The organism is Streptomyces sp. adm13(2018) (genome assembly GCF_008042145.1).
In the GTDB taxonomy this organism is placed as follows: Bacteria; Actinomycetota; Actinomycetes; order Streptomycetales; family Streptomycetaceae; genus Streptomyces.
The window spans coordinates 1,078,269-1,097,791 of record NZ_RDBH01000129.1; the positions used below are offsets into that span (position 1 = coordinate 1,078,269).

Sequence of the window (19,523 nt, forward strand, 5' to 3'; positions counted from 1 at the left end):
GCCCCGCGCCCGGCCGCGAAGCGAACCGCGCCACGGCCGCCTGCCCGCCGGCCGCGCACCATCCGGCTCGGCAGCCCCCGGCCCCGGCTGCGGCTGGTCTCGCTCGGCCTGACGCTGGTCATGACGGCCTTCGTGGTGCGGCTGCTCCAGGTCCAGGCCGTCGACGCCGGCGCGTACGCGGCCAAGGCGGACAAGTACCGCTTCCAGGAGTACACGCTGTCCGCCGAGCGCGGCGAGATCACCGACCGCAACGGCATCGCGCTCGCCGCCAGCGTCGACGCGTACGACATCACCGCCGACCCGCAGCTGTTCACGCCCGAGGTGTCCAAGGTCGCGGACGCGCCCGAGCAGGCCGCCGCGCTCCTCGCCCCGCTCCTCGGCAAGGAGCCCGCGGAGATCGCGAAGAAGCTCCGCACCCCCAAGTCCCGGTACACCCTCCTGGCCCGCAAGCAGACCCCGCAGGTCTGGAACCAGATCAAGGACCTGCGGCGCGTCTACGGCCAGAAGGCCCAGCGCTCCGCCGGCGGCACCGGCGTCAACCTCCTCGGCGGCATCCTCAGCGAGCCCAGCACCAAGCGCGTCTACCCGAACGGCGAACTCGCCGCCGGAATACTGGGTTACGTCAACGCCGAGGGCAAGGGCGCGGGCGGCGTGGAGTCGATGCTCGACCCCGAACTCGCCGGCAAGGACGGCAAGATCCGCTTCACCCAGTCCGGCGGCCGCCAGGTGCCCACCGCGGGCTCCCAGGGCACCCCCGCCGTCCCCGGCTCCGACATCGAGCTGACCATCGACCGGGACATCCAGTGGGCCGCCCAGCAGGCCATCACCGAGCAGGTGGCCACCTCCAAGGCCGACCGGGGCTACGTCGTCGTGCAGGACACGAAGACCGGTGAGGTCCTCGCCATGGCCAACGCCCCCGGCTTCGACCCCAACGACCTCTCCGCCGCCAACTCCGCCGCCATGGGCAACGCGTCCCTCCAGGACGCCTACGAGCCCGGCTCCACCAGCAAGGTCATGTCCATGGCCGCCGTCCTGGAGGAGGGCAAGGCGGCCCCCGGCACCCACGTCACCGTCCCCAACCGGCTCCACCGCGGCGACCGGCTCTTCAAGGACGACATCGACCACCCCACCTGGTACCTGACGCTGAACGGCGTCCTCGCCAAGTCCAGCAACATCGGCACCATCCTGGCCACCGGCCAGCTCGGCGCCACCCAGGCCGAGTCGAACAAGGTCCTCCACACCTACCTGCGCAGGTTCGGCATCGGCAGCCCCACCGGCCTGGACTACCCCGGCGAGACCGCCGGCATCCTGGCCAAGCCGCAGGACTGGTCCACCTCGCAGCAGTACACGATCCCCTTCGGCCAGGGCCTCTCCGTGAACGCCATGCAGGCCGCCTCCGTGTACTCGACCATCGCCAACGGAGGCGTACGCGTCGAGCCCACCCTGATCCGCGGCACCAACGGACCCGACGGGCGCTTCACCCCGGCGGACAAGCCCGCGGAGACCCGCGTCGTCAGCGAACGGACCGCCAAGACCCTGGCCCAGATGCTGGAGTCCGTCGTCGACGACCGGGAGGGCACCGGCACCAGGGCCGCCATCCCCGGCTACCGCGTCGCCGGCAAGACCGGCACCGCCAACCGCGTCGACCCCGAACTCGGCCGCTACAAGGGCTACACCGCCTCCTTCGCGGGCTTCGCCCCCGCCGACGCCCCCCGGGTCACCGTCTACTGCGCCATCCAGAACCCCACCAAGGGCAGCTACTTCGGCGGCCAGATCTGCGGACCCATCTACAAGAAGGTCATGGAGTTCGCCCTCAAGACCCTCCGCGTCGCCCCGACCGGCAGCGACCCCGCCCGACTGCCGGTCACCTTCGAACCCACCCCGTGACACTCCGGGAGCACCAGTGACAACGATCACCCCCCATTCCGGGAACCGGAAATCGAACTCCGGCGAGGCCCCGGGCTCTTTTGGCCCCCCGCCGGGTACGCCCGGTACGCTCACCGCCGTGCCACACGCTGATCAGTACCGAACCGCCCCGCCCCGGCCGGAGCAGGCCCGCCCGACACCCCTGGGCGACCTGGCCGCGCTGCTGGGGGCCGACATCCCGCAGGCCGCCGAGATCTCGGGCATCACCCACGACTCCCGGGCCGTGCGGCCGGGCGACGTCTACGCGGCCCTGCCCGGGGCCCGCGCCCACGGCGCCGACTACGTCGCCCAGGCCGCCGGACTCGGCGCCGCCGCGATCCTCACCGACCCGACGGGCGCCGAACGCGCCGCCGCCACCGGCCTGCCGGTCCTGGTCGTGGAGAACCCGCGCGGCCGGATGGGCGAACTCGCCGCCCGGATCTACGGACGGCCCGGCGCCGACCTCCTCCAGATCGGCATCACCGGCACCTCCGGCAAGACCACCACCGCCTACCTCGTCGAGGGCGGACTGCGCGGCTCCGGACACCACACCGGGCTCGTCGGCACCGTCGAGATGCGGATCGGCGACGAGCGCATCAAGTCCGAGCGCACCACCCCGGAGGCCACCGACCTCCAGGCGCTCTTCGCGGTCATGCGCGAACGCGGCGTCGACGCGGTCGCCATGGAGGTCTCCAGCCACGCCCTCGTGCTCGGCCGGGTCGACGGCTGCGTCTTCGACGTCGCCGTCTTCAACAACCTCAGCCCGGAGCACATGGAGTTCCACTCCGACATGGAGGACTACTTCCGGGCGAAGGCCGGCCTGTTCACGCCCGAGCGCAGCCGCCTCGGCGTGGTCAACCTCGACGACGCGTACGGCCGCAGGCTCGTCGGCGAGGCGACCGTCCCGGTCGTCACCTTCTCCGCCGAGGGCCGCGCCGAAGCCGACTGGCGCGCCGAGGACATCGTCCTCGGCTCCCACGACTCGACGTTCACCGCCGTCGGACCCGCGGGGGAGCGGATCTCCGCCACCGCCCCGCTGCCCGGACCGTTCAACGTCGCCAATACCCTGGCCGCCATCGCCACCCTCGCCAGCGCGGGCATCGACCCCAAGCAGGCCGCCGAGGGCGTCGCCGCCGTCCCCGGCGTGCCGGGCCGGCTGGAGCGGGTGGACGCCGGCCAGCCGTACCTCGCCGTCGTCGACTACGCGCACAAGACGGACGCCGTCGAATCCGTGCTGCGCTCCCTGCGCGAGGTCACCGAGGGCCGACTGCACGTGGTCATCGGCTGCGGCGGCGACCGGGACACCACCAAGCGCGGCCCGATGGGCGCCGCCGCGGCCCGGCTCGCCGACACCGCCGTCCTGACCTCCGACAACCCGCGCTCCGAGGATCCGCTCAAGATCCTCGCCGCCATGCTCGCGGGCGCCGCCGAGGTGCCCGCGGAGGACCGCGGCGAGGTGCTCGTCCTCGCCGACCGCGCCGCGGCCGTCGCGGCCGCCGTCGCCCGCGCCCAGCCGGGCGACACCGTCCTCGTCGCGGGCAAGGGCCACGAGCAGGGCCAGGAGATCGCCGGGGTCGTACGCCCCTTCGACGACCGCCAGGTCCTGCGCGAGGCCATCGCCGACCGCTCGCACACCCGGGGTTCCGCACCGAGCGGAACAGCAAGCCACCAGAACAGTCAGGGATGAAGCAGTGATCGCCCTCTCCCTCGCCGAGATCGCCGAAATCGTCGGCGGGCAGGCGCACGACATACCGGATCCGGACGCCCGGATCACCGGGCCCGTCGTCATCGACTCCCGCGAGGTGCGGGCCGGCAGTCTCTTCGCGGCCTTCGCCGGTGAGCACGTCGACGGACACGACTACGCGGAACGCGCCGTCGCGGCGGGAGCGACGGCCGTCCTCTCCGCGCGCCCCGTCGGCGTGCCCGCGATCGTCGTCGAGGACGTCCAGGCGGCGCTCGGGGCCCTCGCCCGAGCCGTCGTCGAACGGCTCGGCACCGATGTCGTCGCGCTCACCGGATCGGCCGGAAAGACGTCCACCAAGGACCTGATCGCCCAGGTCCTCGACCGGCACGCGCCCACCGTGTGGACGCCCGGCTCGCTCAACAACGAGATCGGCCTGCCGCTCACGGCGCTCACCGCGACCGACGAGACCCGGCACCTGGTCCTGGAGATGGGCGCCCGCGGCATCGGGCACATCCGCTACCTCACCACCCTCACTCCGCCCCGCATCGGCCTCGTCCTCAACGTGGGCTCCGCCCACATCGGCGAGTTCGGCGGCCGGGAGCAGATCGCCATCGCGAAGGGCGAGATGGTCGAGTCGCTCCCGACCGAGGCCGAGGGAGGAGTCGCGGTCCTCAACGCCGACGACCCCCTCGTCCGCGCGATGGCGAGCCGCACCAAGGCCCGCGTGACCCTCTTCGGCGAAGCGGACGAAGCGGCCGTACGTGCCGAGAACGTCCACCTCACCGCGTCCGGACAGCCTTCTTTCCGGCTTCACACACCCACCGGGTGCAGCGACGTGACCTTGCGCCTGTACGGTGAGCACCACGTGTCGAACGCGCTCGCAGCGGCCGCCGTCGCGCACGAGCTGGGCATGCCTGTCGAGGAGATCGCCACCGCGCTCTCCGAGGCCGGCACCCTGTCGCGCTGGCGCATGGAGGTCACCGAGCGTCCGGACGGCGTGACGATCGTCAACGACGCCTACAACGCGAACCCCGAGTCCATGCGAGCCGCCCTGCGCGCGCTCGCGGCCATGGGCAGGGCCGCACAGGCCCGAGGGGGTCGTACGTGGGCGGTGCTCGGCAAGATGGCCGAGCTCGGTGACGCATCGCTCGTCGAGCACGACGCGGTCGGACGGCTCGCCGTCCGGCTCAACGTCAGCAAGCTCGTCGCGGTCGGGGACAGGGAAGCGTCCTGGCTGCAACTGGGCGCATATAACGAGGGTTCGTGGGGTGAGGAGTCGGTGCACGTGTCCGACGCGCAGGCGGCTGTCGATCTGTTGCGCAGTGAGCTGCGGCCGGGGGATGTCGTCCTGGTGAAGGCTTCCAGGTCGGTCGGTCTGGAACAGGTCGCCCTGGCGCTCCTCGACACCGAGGGCGAGGGTGCCGTCCGATGAGGCAGATCCTCTTCGCGGGGGCCATCGGGCTCTTCCTGACCCTGATCGGCACCCCGCTGCTCATCAAGCTCCTCGCCCGCAAGGGGTACGGGCAGTTCATCCGCGACGACGGCCCGCGCGGCCACGCCGGGAAGAAGGGCACGCCCACCATGGGCGGCATCTCCTTCATCCTGGCCACGCTCATCGCGTACGCGCTGGCCAAGGTCATCACCGGTGAGCCCGTCTCGTACTCCGGCCTGCTCGTCCTCTTCCTGATGGCGGGGATGGGCCTGGTCGGCTTCCTCGACGACTACATCAAGATCGTCAAGCAGCGGTCGCTCGGTCTGCGGGCCAAGGCGAAGATGGCCGGCCAGCTGATCGTGGGCATCGCCTTCGCGGTGCTCGCGCTCCAGTTCTCCGACTCGCGCGGGCTCACCCCTGCCTCCGAGAAGCTCTCCTTCATCACGGACTTCGGCTGGACCATCGGCCCGGTGCTGTTCGTGGTCTGGGCGCTCTTCATGATCCTGGCCATGTCCAACGGCGTGAACCTGACGGACGGTCTGGACGGCCTGGCCACCGGCGCCTCGGTGATGGTCTTCGGCGCGTACACCTTCATCGGGCTCTGGCAGTTCCAGGAGTCCTGTGCGAACGCCATGACCCTGACGAACCCCAACGCCTGCTTCGAGGTGCGCGACCCGCTCGACCTCGCGGTCGTCGCCTCCGCGCTCATGGGAGCCTGCTTCGGCTTCCTGTGGTGGAACACCTCGCCCGCCAAGATCTTCATGGGTGACACCGGCTCGCTCGCCCTCGGCGGCGCCCTCGCCGGTCTCGCCATCTGCTCCCGCACGGAGCTCCTGCTGGCCCTGCTCGGCGGCCTGTTCGTGCTGATCACCATGTCCGTGGTCATCCAGGTCGGCTCGTTCAAGATGACCGGCAGGCGCGTGTTCCGGATGGCGCCACTCCAGCACCACTTCGAACTCAAGGGATGGTCCGAAGTCCTGGTCGTCGTCCGGTTCTGGATCATCCAGGGCATGTGCGTGATCGTGGGCCTGGGCCTCTTCTACGCGGGATGGGCAGCGGACAAGTGACGGAACGGCTCGACTGGCACGGCAAGAAGGTCACCGTCGCGGGACTCGGCGTCTCCGGCATCCCGGCCGCCCGCGTCCTGCACGGCCTCGGCGCGCACGTGACCGTCGTCAACGACGGCGACGACGAGCGCTCCCGGGCCCAGGCCGCGGAACTCGGGGCGGAGGGCATCACCGTCCGCCTCGGCGACGGGGCCACCCTGCCGTCCGGCACCGAGCTGATCGTCACCACCCCGGGCTGGCGGCCCGACAAGCCGCTCTTCGCGGCGGCCGCCGAGGCGGGCGTGGAGATCTGGGGCGACGTCGAGCTGGCCTGGCGCCTGCGCGGCCCCGGAGCGGCCCCCTGGCTCGCGGTCACCGGCACCAACGGCAAGACCACGACCGTGCGGATGCTCGCCTCGATCCTGGAGGCGGCCGGCCTGCGGACCGCCGCCGTCGGCAACATCGGCGTCTCGCTCCTCGACGCCGTCCTCGGCGACGAGGAGTACGACGTGCTCGCCGTCGAACTCTCCAGCTACCAGCTCCACTGGGCGCCGTCCGTCCGCGTCCACTCGGGCGCCGTGCTCAACCTGGCGCCCGACCACCTCGACTGGCACGGCTCCATGGAGGCGTACGCCGCCGACAAGGGCCGGATCTACGAGGGCAACCAGGTCGCCTGCGTCTACAACGTCGCCGACAAGGCGACCGAGGACCTGGTCCGCGAGGCCGACGTCGAGGAGGGCTGCCGGGCCATCGGCTTCACCCTCGGCACCCCCGGCCCGTCCGAACTCGGCGTCGTCGAGGGACTCCTCGTCGACCGGGCCTTCGTCGAGAACCGGCAGAAGAACGCCCAGGAGCTCGCCGAGGTCGCCGACGTCCAGCCGCCGGCCCCGCACAACATCGCCAACGCGCTGGCCGCCGCGGCCCTGGCCCGCGCCTTCGGTGTCGACGCCAAGGCCGTACGCGACGGACTGACGGCCTTCCGGCCCGACCCGCACCGCATCGAACTGGTCGAGGAGGTCGGGGGGATCGCGTACGTCGACGACTCCAAGGCCACCAACACCCACGCCGCCGAGGCCTCGTTGGCCGCCTACGACCCGATCGTCTGGATCGCCGGCGGCCTGGCCAAGGGCGCGACCTTCGACGAGCTCGTCCAGAAGTCGGCGCAGCGCCTCCGCGGGGCCGTGCTGATCGGCGCCGACCGGGCCCTGATCCGCGAAGCCCTGGCGCGACACGCCCCGCAGGTACCGGTGGTCGACCTCGACCGGACCGACACTGGGGCGATGTCCGAGGCGGTCCGCGAGGCGACCCGGCTCGCCCGCGCGGGGGACACGGTGCTCCTCGCCCCGGCCTGTGCCTCGATGGACATGTTCACCAACTACAACAAGCGCGGCGAGGCCTTCGCGGACGCGGTCCGCGCCCTCGCGGCCACCGGGGACGCCTGACCCGACCCGCGGCAGGGTCCGGCGGGACCGGGCACGACCGGAGGGGGCAGCGACCATGCCGAGCRAGATCGCAGGGACACGCGGGCCCTCCGCCGTACGCGGCGGAGGGCGGCCCGCGCCATCCCCGGGGCGCTCCCGGGGCGGGGGGCTGCGGCGGCTCCACGAGCGGGCCAGGAGGGCCTGGGACCGACCCCTGACGGCCTACTACGTGATCATCGGCGCGGGCATGCTCATCACCGCCCTGGGCCTCGTGATGGTCTACTCCGCCTCGATGATCACGGCGCTCCGCTACGAGCTGGTGCCCTCGTACTTCTTCCGGAAGCAGTTCTTCGCCGCCCTCCTGGGCGCCGGACTGCTCCTGATCGCCTCCCGGATGCCCGTGAAGCTCCACCGGGCCCTCGCCTACCCCATCCTGGTCGGCGCGGTCTTCCTGATGGTCCTCGTGCAGATCCCGGGGATAGGGCACTCCGTCGGAGGCAACCAGAACTGGATCTCGCTCGGCGGCCCCTTCATGCTCCAGCCCAGCGAGTTCGGCAAGCTCGGGCTGATCCTCTGGGGCGCCGACCTGCTCGCCCGCAAGAACGACATGCGGCTGCTGACGCAGTGGAAGCACATGCTGGTGCCGCTGGTCCCGGGCGCGTTCATGCTGCTGGGGCTGATCATGCTCGGCGGCGACATGGGCACCGCGATCATCCTCACCGCGATCCTCTTCGGACTGCTGTGGACCGCCGGAGCGCCCACCCGGCTCTTCGTCGGGGTGCTCGTGGTGGCGGGCGCCCTCGGGGCGCTGCTCATCAGGACGAGCCCGCACCGCATGGACCGGTTCCAGTGCATCGGCGCTTCCGACCCCGGCGGCGAGGGAGCCCCCTGCCTGCAGGCGGCGCACGGGATCTATGCTCTGGCGTCGGGTGGCTGGTTCGGTTCCGGACTCGGTGCGAGCGTCGAGAAATGGGGCCAACTGCCCGAAGCGCACACCGACTTCATCTTCGCGGTCACCGGTGAGGAACTGGGCCTCGCGGGGACGCTGTCGGTACTCGCCCTGTTCGCGGCTCTAGGCTATGCGGGTATCCGCGTGGCCGGAGGCACGGAGGACCCCTTCGTGAGGTTCGCCGCGGGAGGTGTGACCACCTGGATCACGGCGCAGGCCGTGATCAACATCGGTGCGGTGCTCGGTCTGCTGCCGATCGCCGGTGTCCCGCTCCCGCTGTTCTCCTACGGTGGGTCGGCCCTGCTGCCGACCATGTTCGCCGTCGGGCTCCTCATCGCCTTCGCGCGACAGGAACCCGCCGCGAAAGCGGCCCTGGCCATGCGCCGCCCCGGATGGGGCAAGCGGGTCGGGGTGAGATGGAAGTCGATGCGACGGCGCGTCAAGAAGCGCCCGTCCGGAGAGCGGTGAATTTCGGTGCATGTCGTACTCGCCGGCGGGGGGACCGCCGGCCACATCGAGCCCGCGCTGGCCCTCGCGGACGCCCTGCGGAGGCAGGACCCCAGCGTGGGAATCACGGCGCTCGGCACGGAGAAGGGTCTGGAGACCCGGCTCGTGCCCGAGCGGGGCTACGAGTTGGCCCTCATCCCGGCCGTACCGCTGCCCCGCAAGCCCACCCCCGAGCTGATCACCGTTCCCGGGCGGCTGCGCGGCACCATCAAGGCGGCCGAGCAGATCCTGGAGCGCACCAAGGCGGACTGCGTGGTCGGCTTCGGCGGCTACGTGGCCCTGCCGGGCTATCTGGCGGCCAAGCGCCTCGGGGTGCCCATCGTGGTCCACGAGGCCAACGCCCGGCCCGGCCTGGCCAACAAGATCGGTTCGCGGTACGCGGCCGGGGTCGCCGTCGCCACCCCGGACAGCAAGCTCCGCAACGCCCGCTACATCGGCATCCCGCTGCGGCACACCATCGCGACCCTCGACCGGGCACGGGTGCGACCCGAGGCGCGGGCCGCGTTCGGGCTCGACCCCAACCTGCCGACGCTGCTCGTCTCGGGCGGCTCCCAGGGCGCCCGGCGGCTCAACGAGGTGATTCAGCAGATCGCCCCGGTGCTCCAGCGCTCCGGCATCCAGATCCTGCACGCGGTCGGCCCGAAGAACGAAATGCCGCGCGTGGACAACATGCCCGGGATGCCGCCCTATGTGCCGGTACCGTACGTGGACCGGATGGATCTCGCCTACGCCGCGGCCGACATGATGCTCTGCCGCGCGGGCGCCATGACCGTCGCCGAGCTCTCCGCCGTCGGGCTGCCCGCCGCGTACGTACCGCTGCCGATCGGCAACGGCGAACAGCGGCTCAACGCCCAGCCGGTGGTCAAGGCCGGCGGCGGACTCCTCGTCGACGACGCGGAGCTGTCGCCGCAGTGGGTGCAGGGCAACGTCCTGCCCGTACTGGCCGATCCGCACCGGTTGTACGAGATGTCCCGCGCCGCCGCCGAGTTCGGCCGCCGGGACGCCGACGACCTGCTCGTCGGCATGGTGTACGAGGCGATCGCCGCGCGCCGGCAGGCGTAGCGCGGCGGCTGAGGGCAGGAGACGCACCGTGGCAGCCGGACCGACGACCGCGGAGAAGAGCGGCGCGAGCGAGTCGAAGAGGTCGTCGAGGGGCGCGTCGGACGGTCCGTCCCGCGGGGGTACCCGGAACCGCAGGTTCCGGGTACCCCCCACCCGGGTGCTCCTCCTCGCCCTCGCGGTCCTGCTGCTCACCGCCGGCGGCCTCTGGGCGCTCTACGGCTCGAACTGGTTCCGTGTGGAACGTGTGAAGACTTCCGGAACCTCGGTCCTGGCCCCGGGGGAGATCGAGGCGGTCGCCGCCGTCCCGATGGGCGCCCCGCTCGTCTCCGTGGACACCGAGGCCATCGAGGCGCGTCTGCGCAGGGGTTTCCCGCGGATCGAGTCGGTGGACGTCGTCCGCTCCTGGCCGCACGGAATCGGACTGAAGGTGACGGAACGGAAGCCCGTTCTCCTGATCGAGAAGGGCGGGAGGTTCATCGAAGTCGACGCAACCGGAATGCGGTTCGCCACCGTGGACACCGCGCCCCGCGGGATCCCCCGGCTCGTCCTCGACAGCGCCTCCTCGCCCAGTCTGCGCCGCTTCGGCGCGGACCGGCTGCTCCGCGAGGCGGTGCGCGTCCGGGGTGAACTCCCGGCGGAAATCGCCCGGGACACTCGTGTCGTGCGCGTCACCTCGTACGACTCCGTCACTCTGGAGCTGACCCGGGGGCGCACCGTCTTCTGGGGCAGCGGCGAACACGGCCCCGTCAAGGCCCGTGTCCTCACCGCGCTCCTGAAGGCGACTCCCAAAGCGGGGCACTTCGATGTAAGTGCCCCCACGGAGCCCGCCTCGTCCGGGAGTTGACGGGTATCACCCCTGGCCAGCACCCTGGTTGGCCAGCGCTACGGGTGATCACATAGGGTGAAAAGAAAAACGGGAGGTTCGGCGTGTTCGTTGAACGTGCGCCACTTGTCGACTTAGTGTCCTGTTCGGAAGAGTCCAGCGAACAGAGACACTGGTAACCCTAAACTTCAACGTTAGGGTTTGGGTCGGCGTTTCGGACCGTCCCAATCGGCATCCGTCGGAGCCGCGCGACCAACCGCGCAGCGACGACACGTAACTCGAGGCGAGAGGCCTTCGACGTGGCAGCACCGCAGAACTACCTCGCAGTCATCAAGGTCATCGGTGTCGGCGGCGGTGGTGTCAATGCCATCAACCGAATGATCGAGGTCGGTCTCAAGGGCGTCGAGTTCATCGCGATCAACACCGACGCGCAAGCGCTGTTGATGAGCGACGCCGACGTCAAGCTCGACGTCGGCCGTGAACTCACCCGTGGCCTCGGGGCCGGGGCGAACCCGGCCGTCGGTCGCAAGGCGGCAGAGGACCACCGTGAGGAGATCGAGGAGGTCCTCAAGGGGGCCGACATGGTCTTCGTCACCGCCGGAGAAGGCGGCGGCACCGGCACCGGCGGCGCACCCGTCGTCGCCAACATCGCGCGCTCGCTCGGCGCCCTGACGATCGGTGTGGTCACCAGGCCGTTCACCTTCGAGGGCCGGCGCCGCGCGAACCAGGCGGAGGACGGCATCGCCGAGCTCCGCGAAGAGGTCGACACCCTCATCGTCATCCCGAACGACCGACTGCTCTCGATCTCGGACCGTCAGGTCTCCGTGCTCGACGCCTTCAAGTCGGCCGACCAGGTGCTGCTGAGCGGTGTGCAGGGCATCACCGACCTCATCACCACCCCGGGCCTGATCAACCTCGACTTCGCCGACGTCAAGTCGGTCATGTCCGAGGCCGGTTCGGCGCTCATGGGCATCGGCTCCGCCCGCGGCGACGACCGCGCGGTGGCGGCGGCGGAGATGGCGATCTCCTCGCCGCTCCTGGAGGCCTCCATCGACGGCGCCCGCGGCGTGCTGCTCTCCATCTCGGGTGGCAGCGACCTCGGTCTCTTCGAGATCAACGAGGCCGCGCAGCTGGTCAGCGAGGCCGCCCACCCGGAGGCCAACATCATCTTCGGTGCCGTCATCGACGACGCCCTCGGTGACGAGGTCCGGGTCACCGTGATCGCGGCCGGCTTCGACGGTGGCCAGCCGCCTGCCCGCCGGGACAACATCATCGGCTCGGTCTCCGCCAAGCGCGAGGAGCCGGCCCCGGCGCCCCGCCACGTCGAGACCCCCCGCCCGCTGGGCGGCCTCGGCACGGTCGCCCCGCGCGAGGAGCCGCCGGTCCAGGCTCCGGCCGAGCCCGCGCCCGCGGTCGCCGAGGCCCCGCTGTCGCCGGCTCCTCCGGTCGTCCCGCCGGCCCGCCCGTACGCGGACAGCCAGGCCGAGGAGCTGGACGTCCCGGACTTCCTGAAGTGATAGGACAGCGCTTCGACGCGAACGGCGCGCACTTCGCCTTCACCGACCGGTGGGGCGGGGTGAGCGCCGTTCCGTACGAGGAGCTCAACCTCGGCGGCGCGGTGGGGGACAGCGCCGAGGCGGTGCGGACCAACCGGGCGCTCGCGGCCGGCGCCCTCGGGCTCGACCCCGCCGCCGTGGTCTGGATGAACCAGGTGCACGGCGCGGACGTCGCCGAGGTACGGGGGCCGTGGGGCACCGACGGGATCCCGTCGGTGGACGGCCTGGTCACCTCGCGGCGCGGACTCGCCCTCGCCGTCCTCACCGCGGACTGCGTTCCCGTCCTCCTCGCCGACCCGGTCGCCGGAGTGGCCGCCGCGGCCCACGCCGGGCGGCCCGGCATGGTCGCGGGCGTCGTGCCCGCCGCCGTGGCGGCCATGATCGAACTGGGTGCCGAGCCCGCCCGTATCGTCGCCCGCACCGGCCCCGCCGTCTGCGGGCGCTGCTACGAGGTGCCGGAGGCCATGCGGGCCGAGGTCGCCGCGGTCGAGCCGGCCGCCCGGGCCGAGACGAGCTGGGGCACCCCGGCCGTCGACGTCACCGCCGGAGTCCTCGCCCAGCTCGAACGGCTCGGCGTCACGGACCGGCAGGCCAGCGCGGTCTGCACCCGGGAATCCGGTGACCACTACTCGTACCGCCGCGATCGCACCACGGGGCGACTCGCGGGATATGTCTGGTTGGACTGAGAAGAGACATGACGGACCGCACGTCGGAACTCGCCGAGAACCTGGCCCGGGTGGAGGCGCGCATCGCCGCCGCCTGCGCCGCGGCCGGGCGCCCGCGGGAGGAGGTGACGCTCATCGTGGTCACCAAGACCTATCCCGCGAGCGACGTGAGAATCCTCCACGGACTGGGCGTACGGCACGTCGCCGAGAACCGGGACCAGGACGCCGCCCCGAAGGCGGCGGCCTGTACCGACCTTGATCTGACCTGGCACTTCGTGGGTCAGTTGCAGACCAACAAGGTCCGATCCGTGCTGGGTTATGCCGATGTGGTGCAGTCCGTCGACCGCTTGAAGCTCGTCACCTCGCTCTCCGCGGCCGCGGAGAAGGAGGGCCGCGAACTCGGCTGCCTCCTCCAGGTCGCGCTCGACGCCGAGTCCGGCGAGCGGGGCGACCGCGGCGGCGTCGCACCCGACGGGATCGAGGAGTTGGCGGCCGCCGTGGACGCCGCCCCGGGCCTGCGGCTCGACGGGCTCATGACCGTGGCGCCGCTCGCCGGTCCGTACGCGGGACGGCAACGCGCCGCCTTCGACCGGCTGATGGATTTGTCGACTGCCCTGCGCGCGACCCGTCCGGCTGCGAACATGGTGTCAGCAGGGATGAGTGCGGACCTCGAAGAGGCCGTCGCTGCCGGGGCGACACACGTACGCGTCGGTACGGCGGTACTCGGAGTCCGCCCGAAGCTCGGGTAACGTCGCGAAGCAAGTCGGACCACAGCAGAAAATATGGTCATTCCGCGAACAGCGGGACGACCCGTGGATCGCGGGCACTCGGTGACGCTGCGACATGGGCCAGCATGGCGATCCACCACAGAGCGGAGGACTCAGAGAATGGCCGGCGCGATGCGCAAGATGGCGGTCTACCTCGGCCTCGTGGAGGACGATGGGTACGACGGCCGGGGCTTCGACCCCGACGACGACTTCGAACCCGAGCTGGAGCCGGAGCCCGAGCGCGACCGGCGCCACATCGCGCCCCCGCGACAGGTGGAGCGCGAGGAACCGGTACGTGTGGTGCAGCCCCCGGCCCCCCGTGAGCCGATGTCCCATTCTGTCCCCGTACTCGCCGAAAGCGGACGTCCGGCCCGAATCGCCCCCGTGGCATCCATCACACCCGAACGCCCCAGCATGGAGAAGAACGCACCCGTGATCATGCCCAAGGTCGTGTCCGAGCGGGAGCCCTACCGCATCACCACGCTGCACCCCCGGACCTACAACGAGGCCCGTACCATCGGGGAACACTTCCGTGAGGGCACTCCGGTGATCATGAACCTCACGGAGATGGACGACACGGACGCGAAGCGACTTGTCGACTTTGCCGCCGGACTCGTCTTCGGGCTCCATGGCAGCATTGAGCGCGTGACGCAGAAGGTGTTCCTGTTGTCGCCTGCTAACGTCGATGTCACGGCGGAGGACAAGGCCCGGATCGCAGAGGGCGGATTCTTCAACCAGAGCTGAGAACACGAGAACCGGACGGACCGGCCGCGAAGCGGCCGGAACAAGTGAGAGCACGTAGGTCAGGGGAGAGGGAAACGCGGGATGGGCGTCGCACTACAGGTGGTCTACATCGTGCTGATGTGCTTCCTCGTCCTCCTCATCGTCCGACTTGTCATGGACTACGTCTTCCAGTTCGCCCGTTCATGGCAACCCGGTAAGGCGATGGTGGTCGTCCTTGAGGCCACCTACACTGTCACCGATCCACCGCTCAAGCTTCTGCGGCGACTCATCCCGCCGCTGCGTCTCGGGGGCGTGGCACTCGACCTGTCCTTCTTCGTTCTGATGATCATCGTCTACATCCTGATCTCCATCGTGAGCAACTTCGCGAGGTGAATGTGGACGATACGGTCTTGCCGACTGCCGACGACTACGTAGAGGTGAAGAAGAGATGCCGCTGACCCCCGAGGACGTGCGGAACAAGCAGTTCACGACCGTCCGCCTCCGAGAAGGCTATGACGAGGACGAGGTCGATGCCTTCCTCGACGAGGTCGAGTCCGAGCTGACCCGCCTGCTCCGCGAGAACGAGGACCTGCGCGCCAAGCTGGCCGCCGCGACGCGCGCCGCCGCGCAGAACCAGCAGCAGCAGGGCATGCGCAAGCCCCCGGAGCAGCAGGATCGTCCCGTCGGTCCCGGCGCGCCTGTGCCCGCCGCCATATCCGGACCGCCGGTCCAGCAGCAGCCGCCGCAGATGGGCCCGCCGCAGCTTCCGTCCGGTGCCCCGCAGCTTCCCGCCGGTCCGATGCAGGGTGGCCCGATGCAGGGCGGTCCCATGCAGGGCGGTCCGATGCAGGGCGGTCCCATGCAGGGTGGCCCGATGCAGGGTGGCCCCATGCAGGGCGGTCCGATGCAGGGCGGCCCCATGGGTCACCAGCAGCAGATGCAGCAGCAGATGCCGCCGCAGATGCAGCAGCCGCAGCAGGGTCCCGGTGGCGACAGCGCCGCGCGTGTCCTCTCGCTGGCCCAGCAGACCGCCGACCAGGCGATCGCCGAGGCCCGCTCCGAGGCCAACAAGATCGTCGGCGAGGCGCGTTCGCGCGCCGAGGGCCTGGAGCGGGACGCCCGCGCCAAGGCGGACGCTCTTGAGCGGGACGCGCAGGAGAAGCACCGTGTCGCGATGGGCTCCCTGGAGTCCGCCCGCGCCACGCTGGAGCGCAAGGTCGAGGACCTGCGCGGCTTCGAGCGCGAGTACCGCACGCGTCTGAAGTCGTACCTGGAGTCGCAGCTGCGTCAGCTGGAGACCCAGGCCGACGACTCGCTCGCCCCGCCGCGCACCCCGGCCGCGGCCTCGCTGCCGCCGGCCCCGTCGATGGCCTCGGCCGGCGCGGGTGCGCCGTCCTACGGGAACGGCGCGATGGGTGGGGGTCCGTCCATGGGCGGCGCCCCGTCCTACGGCGGCCAGCAGCAGATGTCGCCGGCGATGACCCAGCCGATGGCTCCGGTCCGCCCGCAGGCGCCGCAGCCGATGCAGCAGGCGCCGGCGCCGATGCGTGGCTTCCTGATCGACGAGGACGACAACTGACGGCGGGTCGACGCGCGATGAGCGCGTAGCCGTCGGCAGGCTGAAGGGCCGGGCCCCGGGAAACCGGGGCCCGGCCCTTTGCCGTATCCGTCATCCGGACCGTCCCGCCCCCGCCCGTGCGGGCATGACGAAGGGCCCGGCTCCCGCACGGGAGCCGGGCCCTTCGGGGGTGTTACGCCTTGCGGAGGTGGAACGTGAGGCCGAGGGGCTCGTCCGTGAACGGGGCGCCGTACGTCGTGTCCGCCTCGCCCTGGGCGTGGTCCGTCGCCAGGACCTCGTCCGCGATCAGGTCCGCGTGGGCCGTCAGGGCCTCGGCCGTCTCCGGGGACGTCGAGGTCCAGCGCAGCGCGATGCGGTCCGCCACGTCCAGGCCGCTGTTCTTGCGCGCCTCCTGGATCAGCCGGATCGCGTCACGCGCCAGGCCCGCCTTGCGGAGCTCCGGGGTGATCTCCAGGTCCAGGGCGACCGTCGCGCCCGCGTCCGAGGCCACCGACCAGCCCTCGCGGGGGGTCTCGGTGATGATGACCTCCTCGGGGGTGACGGTGATCTCCTCGCCGTTCACCGTCAGCAGCGCCTCGCCGGAGCGGAGCGCCAGCGACAGCTGCGCCGCGTCCGCCGCCGCCACGGCCTTGGCCACGTCCTGGACGCCCTTGCCGAAACGCTTGCCCAGCGCCCGGAAGTTCGCCTTGGCCGTCGTGTCGACGAGCGAGCCGCCGACGTCCGACAGGGAGGCCAGGGAGCTGACGTTCAGCTCCTCCGTGATCTGGGCCCGAAGCTCCGGCGACAGGGCTGAGAAGCCCGTCGCCGCCACCAGGGCCCGGGAGAGCGGCTGGCGGGTCTTCACGCCCGACTCCGCGCGCGTCGCCCGGCCCAGCTCGACCAGGCGCCGGACGAGCAGCATCTGCTCGGAGAGCGTCCGGTCGATCCGCGCCGTGTCCGCCTCCGGCCAGGTCGCCAGGTGGACCGACTCCGGGGCGTCCGGCGTCACCGGCACCACCAGGTCCTGCCAGACCCGCTCGGTGATGAACGGGGTCAGCGGGGCCATCAGCCGGGTGACCGTCTCCACCACGTCGTGGAGGGTGCGGAGGGCCGCCTTGTCGCCCTGCCAGAAGCGGCGGCGGGAGCGGCGCACGTACCAGTTGGAGAGGTCGTCCACGAAGGCGGAGATCAGCTTGCCGGTGCGCTGGGTGTCGTACGACTCCATCGCCTCGGTCGTCTCGGCGACCAGCGTGTTCAGCTCGGAGAGCAGCCACCGGTCGAGGACCGTGCGGTCGGCCGGGGCCGGGTCCGCCGCGCTCGGCGCCCAGCCGGAGGTCCGGGCGTACAGCGCCTGGAAGGCCACCGTGTTCCAGTACGTCAGGAGGGTCTTGCGGACGACCTCCTGGATCGTGCCGTGGCCCACCCGGCGCGCCGCCCACGGCGAGCCGCCGGCCGCCATGAACCAGCGGACGGCGTCGGCGCCGTGCTGGTCCATCAGCGGGATCGGCTGGAGGATGTTCCCCAGGTGCTTGGACATCTTGCGGCCGTCCTCGGCGAGGATGTGGCCGAGGCAGACCACGTTCTCGTAGGACGACTTGTCGAAGACGAGGGTGCCGACGGCCATCAGCGTGTAGAACCAGCCGCGGGTCTGGTCGATCGCCTCGGAGATGAACTGCGCCGGGTAGCGGGACTCGAACAGTTCCTTGTTCTCGTACGGGTAGCCGTACTGCGCGAACGGCATCGAGCCCGAGTCGTACCAGGCGTCGATGACCTCGGGGACGCGCGTGGCCTCCAGCGAGCAGCCGTCCGCGGGGCAGCCGAACGTCACCGCGTCGATGTACGGGCGGTGCGGGTCGAGCTGGGACTGGTCGGTGCCGGTCAGCTCGGTCAGCTCGGCGCGCGAGCCCACGCACGTCAGGTGACCCTCCTCGCAGCGCCAGATCGGCAGCGGGGTGCCCCAGTAGCGGTTGCGGGAGAGCGCCCAGTCGACGTTGTTGGTGAGCCAGTCGCCGAAGCGGCCGTGCTTGACCGAGTCGGGGAACCAGTTCGTCCGCTCGTTCTCCGCGAGCATGCGGTCCTTGACCGCGGTCGTACGGATGTACCAGGACGGCTGCGCGTAGTACAGCAGCGCCGTGTGGCAGCGCCAGCAGTGCGGGTAGCTGTGCTCGTACGCGATGTGCTTGAAGAGCAGGCCGCGCGCGTCCAGGTCGGCGGTGAGGGCCTCGTCGGCCTTCTTGAAGAAGACGCCGCCGACCAGCGGCACGTCCTCCTCGAAGGTGCCGTCGGGGCGGACCGGGTTCACGACCGGCAGGCCGTACGCCTTGCAGACCTTGAGGTCGTCCTCACCGAAGGCGGGGGACTGGTGGACCAGACCGGTGCCGTCCTCGGTCGTCACGTACTCGGCGTTGACGACGTAGTGGGCCTCGGCGGGGAAGTCGATGAGCTCGAACGGTCGCTGGTACGTCCAGCGCTCCATCTCGGCGCCGGTGAAGGACTCGCCGGTGGTGACCCAGCCCTCGCCGAGGGCCTTCTCGACCAGCGGCTGGGCGACGACGACCCGCTCGTCGCCGTCGGTGGCGACGACGTAGGTCACCTCGGGGTGGGCGGCGACCGCCGTGTTGGACACCAGGGTCCAGGGGGTCGTCGTCCAGACCAGGAGCGCGGCCTTGCCGGCCAGCGGGCCGGAGGTCAGCGGGAAGCGGACGTACACCGAGGGGTCGACGACCGTCTCGTAGCCCTGGGCCAGCTCGTGGTCGGAGAGGCCGGTGCCGCAGCGGGGGCACCAGGGCGCGACCCGGTGGTCCTGGACGAGGAGGTCCTTGTCGAAGATCTGCTTCAGCGACCACCAGACCGACTCGATGTACGAGGGGTCCATCGTGCGGTACGCGTCGTCCAGGTCGACCCAGTAGCCCATGCGGGTCGTGAGCTCGGCGAACGCGTCGGTGTGCCGGGTCACCGACTCGCGGCACTTGTCGTTGAACGCGGCGATGCCGTAGTCCTCGATGTCCTTCTTACCGGCGAAGCCGAGTTCCTTCTCGACGGCGAGTTCCACCGGGAGGCCGTGGCAGTCCCAGCCGGCCTTGCGGGCCACGTGGTAGCCGCGCATGGTCCGGAAGCGGGGGAAGACGTCCTTGAAGACCCGGGCCTCGATGTGGTGCGCGCCGGGCATGCCGTTGGCGGTCGGCGGGCCCTCGTAGAAGACCCACTCGGGGCGTCCCTCGGACTGTTCGAGGGTCTTGGCGAAGACCTTGTTGTCGTGCCAGAAATCGAGCACGGCGTGCTCCATCGCGGGCAGGTCGACCTGGGCGGGCACCTGGCGGTACTGCGGCGGTGTCATCGAGTTCCTCCGGCGGAATGTCGTCGTTCCGTCGGAGGGACGAGAGCACTGCTCCCGCGGTACCACCCTCCTTGGCCCGGGGCACACG

General features: G+C 71.2%; 15 protein-coding genes. 14 read left to right on the plus strand and 1 reads right to left on the minus strand.

The features are described from left to right. The 14 genes from EAO70_RS21570 to EAO70_RS21640 form a co-directional block, all read left to right on the plus strand. On the plus strand, nt 1-1,887 hold a 1,887-nt coding region (locus EAO70_RS21570; protein WP_187283977.1), incomplete at its 5' end, for a peptidoglycan D,D-transpeptidase FtsI family protein. A gap of 16 nt (nt 1,888-1,903) precedes the next feature. Then, nucleotides 1,904-3,592 carry a UDP-N-acetylmuramoyl-L-alanyl-D-glutamate--2,6-diaminopimelate ligase gene (locus tag EAO70_RS21575; RefSeq protein ID WP_148004495.1) on the plus strand — a complete coding sequence of 563 codons (1,689 nt, stop codon included), beginning with the start codon at nt 1,904-1,906 and terminating at the stop codon, nt 3,590-3,592. Nucleotides 3,593-3,596: 4 nt separating this feature from the next. Further along, nucleotides 3,597-5,021, plus strand: coding sequence for a UDP-N-acetylmuramoyl-tripeptide--D-alanyl-D-alanine ligase (gene murF, locus EAO70_RS21580; protein WP_148004496.1), 1,425 nt, complete (start codon nt 3,597-3,599; stop codon nt 5,019-5,021). Further along, complete coding sequence (mraY, locus tag EAO70_RS21585) at nt 5,018-6,088, plus strand: phospho-N-acetylmuramoyl-pentapeptide-transferase (RefSeq protein WP_148004497.1); 1,071 nt, start codon at nt 5,018-5,020, stop codon at nt 6,086-6,088. The genes murF and mraY overlap by 4 nt, the downstream gene beginning before the upstream one ends. Further along, on the plus strand, nt 6,070-7,509 hold the full coding sequence (gene murD, locus EAO70_RS21590; RefSeq protein WP_148004498.1) for a UDP-N-acetylmuramoyl-L-alanine--D-glutamate ligase: 1,440 nt from the start codon (nt 6,070-6,072) through the stop codon (nt 7,507-7,509). The genes mraY and murD overlap by 19 nt, the downstream gene beginning before the upstream one ends. 55 nt (nt 7,510-7,564) lie before the next feature. Continuing rightward, the gene (gene ftsW / locus EAO70_RS21595; RefSeq protein WP_148004499.1) at nt 7,565-8,905 is read left to right on the plus strand and encodes a putative lipid II flippase FtsW; all 1,341 of its coding nucleotides are present in this window, start codon (nt 7,565-7,567) and stop codon (nt 8,903-8,905) included. Between the two features lie 6 nt (nt 8,906-8,911). Further along, nucleotides 8,912-10,006, plus strand: coding sequence for an undecaprenyldiphospho-muramoylpentapeptide beta-N-acetylglucosaminyltransferase (gene murG, locus EAO70_RS21600; protein ID WP_030314515.1), 1,095 nt, complete (start codon nt 8,912-8,914; stop codon nt 10,004-10,006). 28 nt (nt 10,007-10,034) lie between these two features. Next, nucleotides 10,035-10,850 carry a cell division protein FtsQ/DivIB gene (locus EAO70_RS21605; protein WP_148004500.1) on the plus strand — a complete coding sequence of 272 codons (816 nt, stop codon included), beginning with the start codon at nt 10,035-10,037 and terminating at the stop codon, nt 10,848-10,850. 278 nt (nt 10,851-11,128) lie between these two features. Beyond that, nucleotides 11,129-12,346 (plus strand): cell division protein FtsZ, encoded by a 1,218-nt coding sequence (gene ftsZ, locus EAO70_RS21615; protein ID WP_148004501.1) that lies wholly within the window; start codon nt 11,129-11,131, stop codon nt 12,344-12,346. Then, on the plus strand, nt 12,343-13,071 hold the full coding sequence (pgeF, locus tag EAO70_RS21620) for a peptidoglycan editing factor PgeF (protein WP_148004502.1): 729 nt from the start codon (nt 12,343-12,345) through the stop codon (nt 13,069-13,071). Before ftsZ ends, pgeF begins: the two co-directional genes overlap by 4 nt. An 8-nt stretch (nt 13,072-13,079) precedes the next feature. Continuing rightward, entirely contained in the window at nt 13,080-13,799 is a 720-nt protein-coding gene (locus EAO70_RS21625; protein ID WP_148004503.1) for a YggS family pyridoxal phosphate-dependent enzyme, read from the plus strand. A 138-nt stretch (nt 13,800-13,937) separates the two neighbouring features. Continuing rightward, a complete protein-coding gene (locus EAO70_RS21630) occupies nt 13,938-14,561 on the plus strand; it encodes a cell division protein SepF (protein WP_030314526.1) in 624 nt (207 codons plus the stop codon). An 81-nt stretch (nt 14,562-14,642) separates the two neighbouring features. Continuing rightward, nucleotides 14,643-14,933: a YggT family protein gene (locus tag EAO70_RS21635; protein WP_148004504.1), complete on the plus strand. Its 291-nt coding sequence runs from the start codon at nt 14,643-14,645 to the stop codon at nt 14,931-14,933. A 55-nt stretch (nt 14,934-14,988) separates the two neighbouring features. After that, nucleotides 14,989-16,119 (plus strand): DivIVA domain-containing protein, encoded by a 1,131-nt coding sequence (locus EAO70_RS21640; RefSeq protein ID WP_148004505.1) that lies wholly within the window; start codon nt 14,989-14,991, stop codon nt 16,117-16,119. A gap of 172 nt (nt 16,120-16,291) precedes the next feature. Here EAO70_RS21640 and ileS read toward each other — a convergent pair whose 3' ends face one another. Next, nucleotides 16,292-19,435 carry an isoleucine--tRNA ligase gene (gene ileS / locus EAO70_RS21645; RefSeq protein WP_148004506.1) on the minus strand — a complete coding sequence of 1,048 codons (3,144 nt, stop codon included), beginning with the start codon at nt 19,433-19,435 and terminating at the stop codon, nt 16,292-16,294. Between the last annotated feature and the right edge of the window lie 88 nt (nt 19,436-19,523).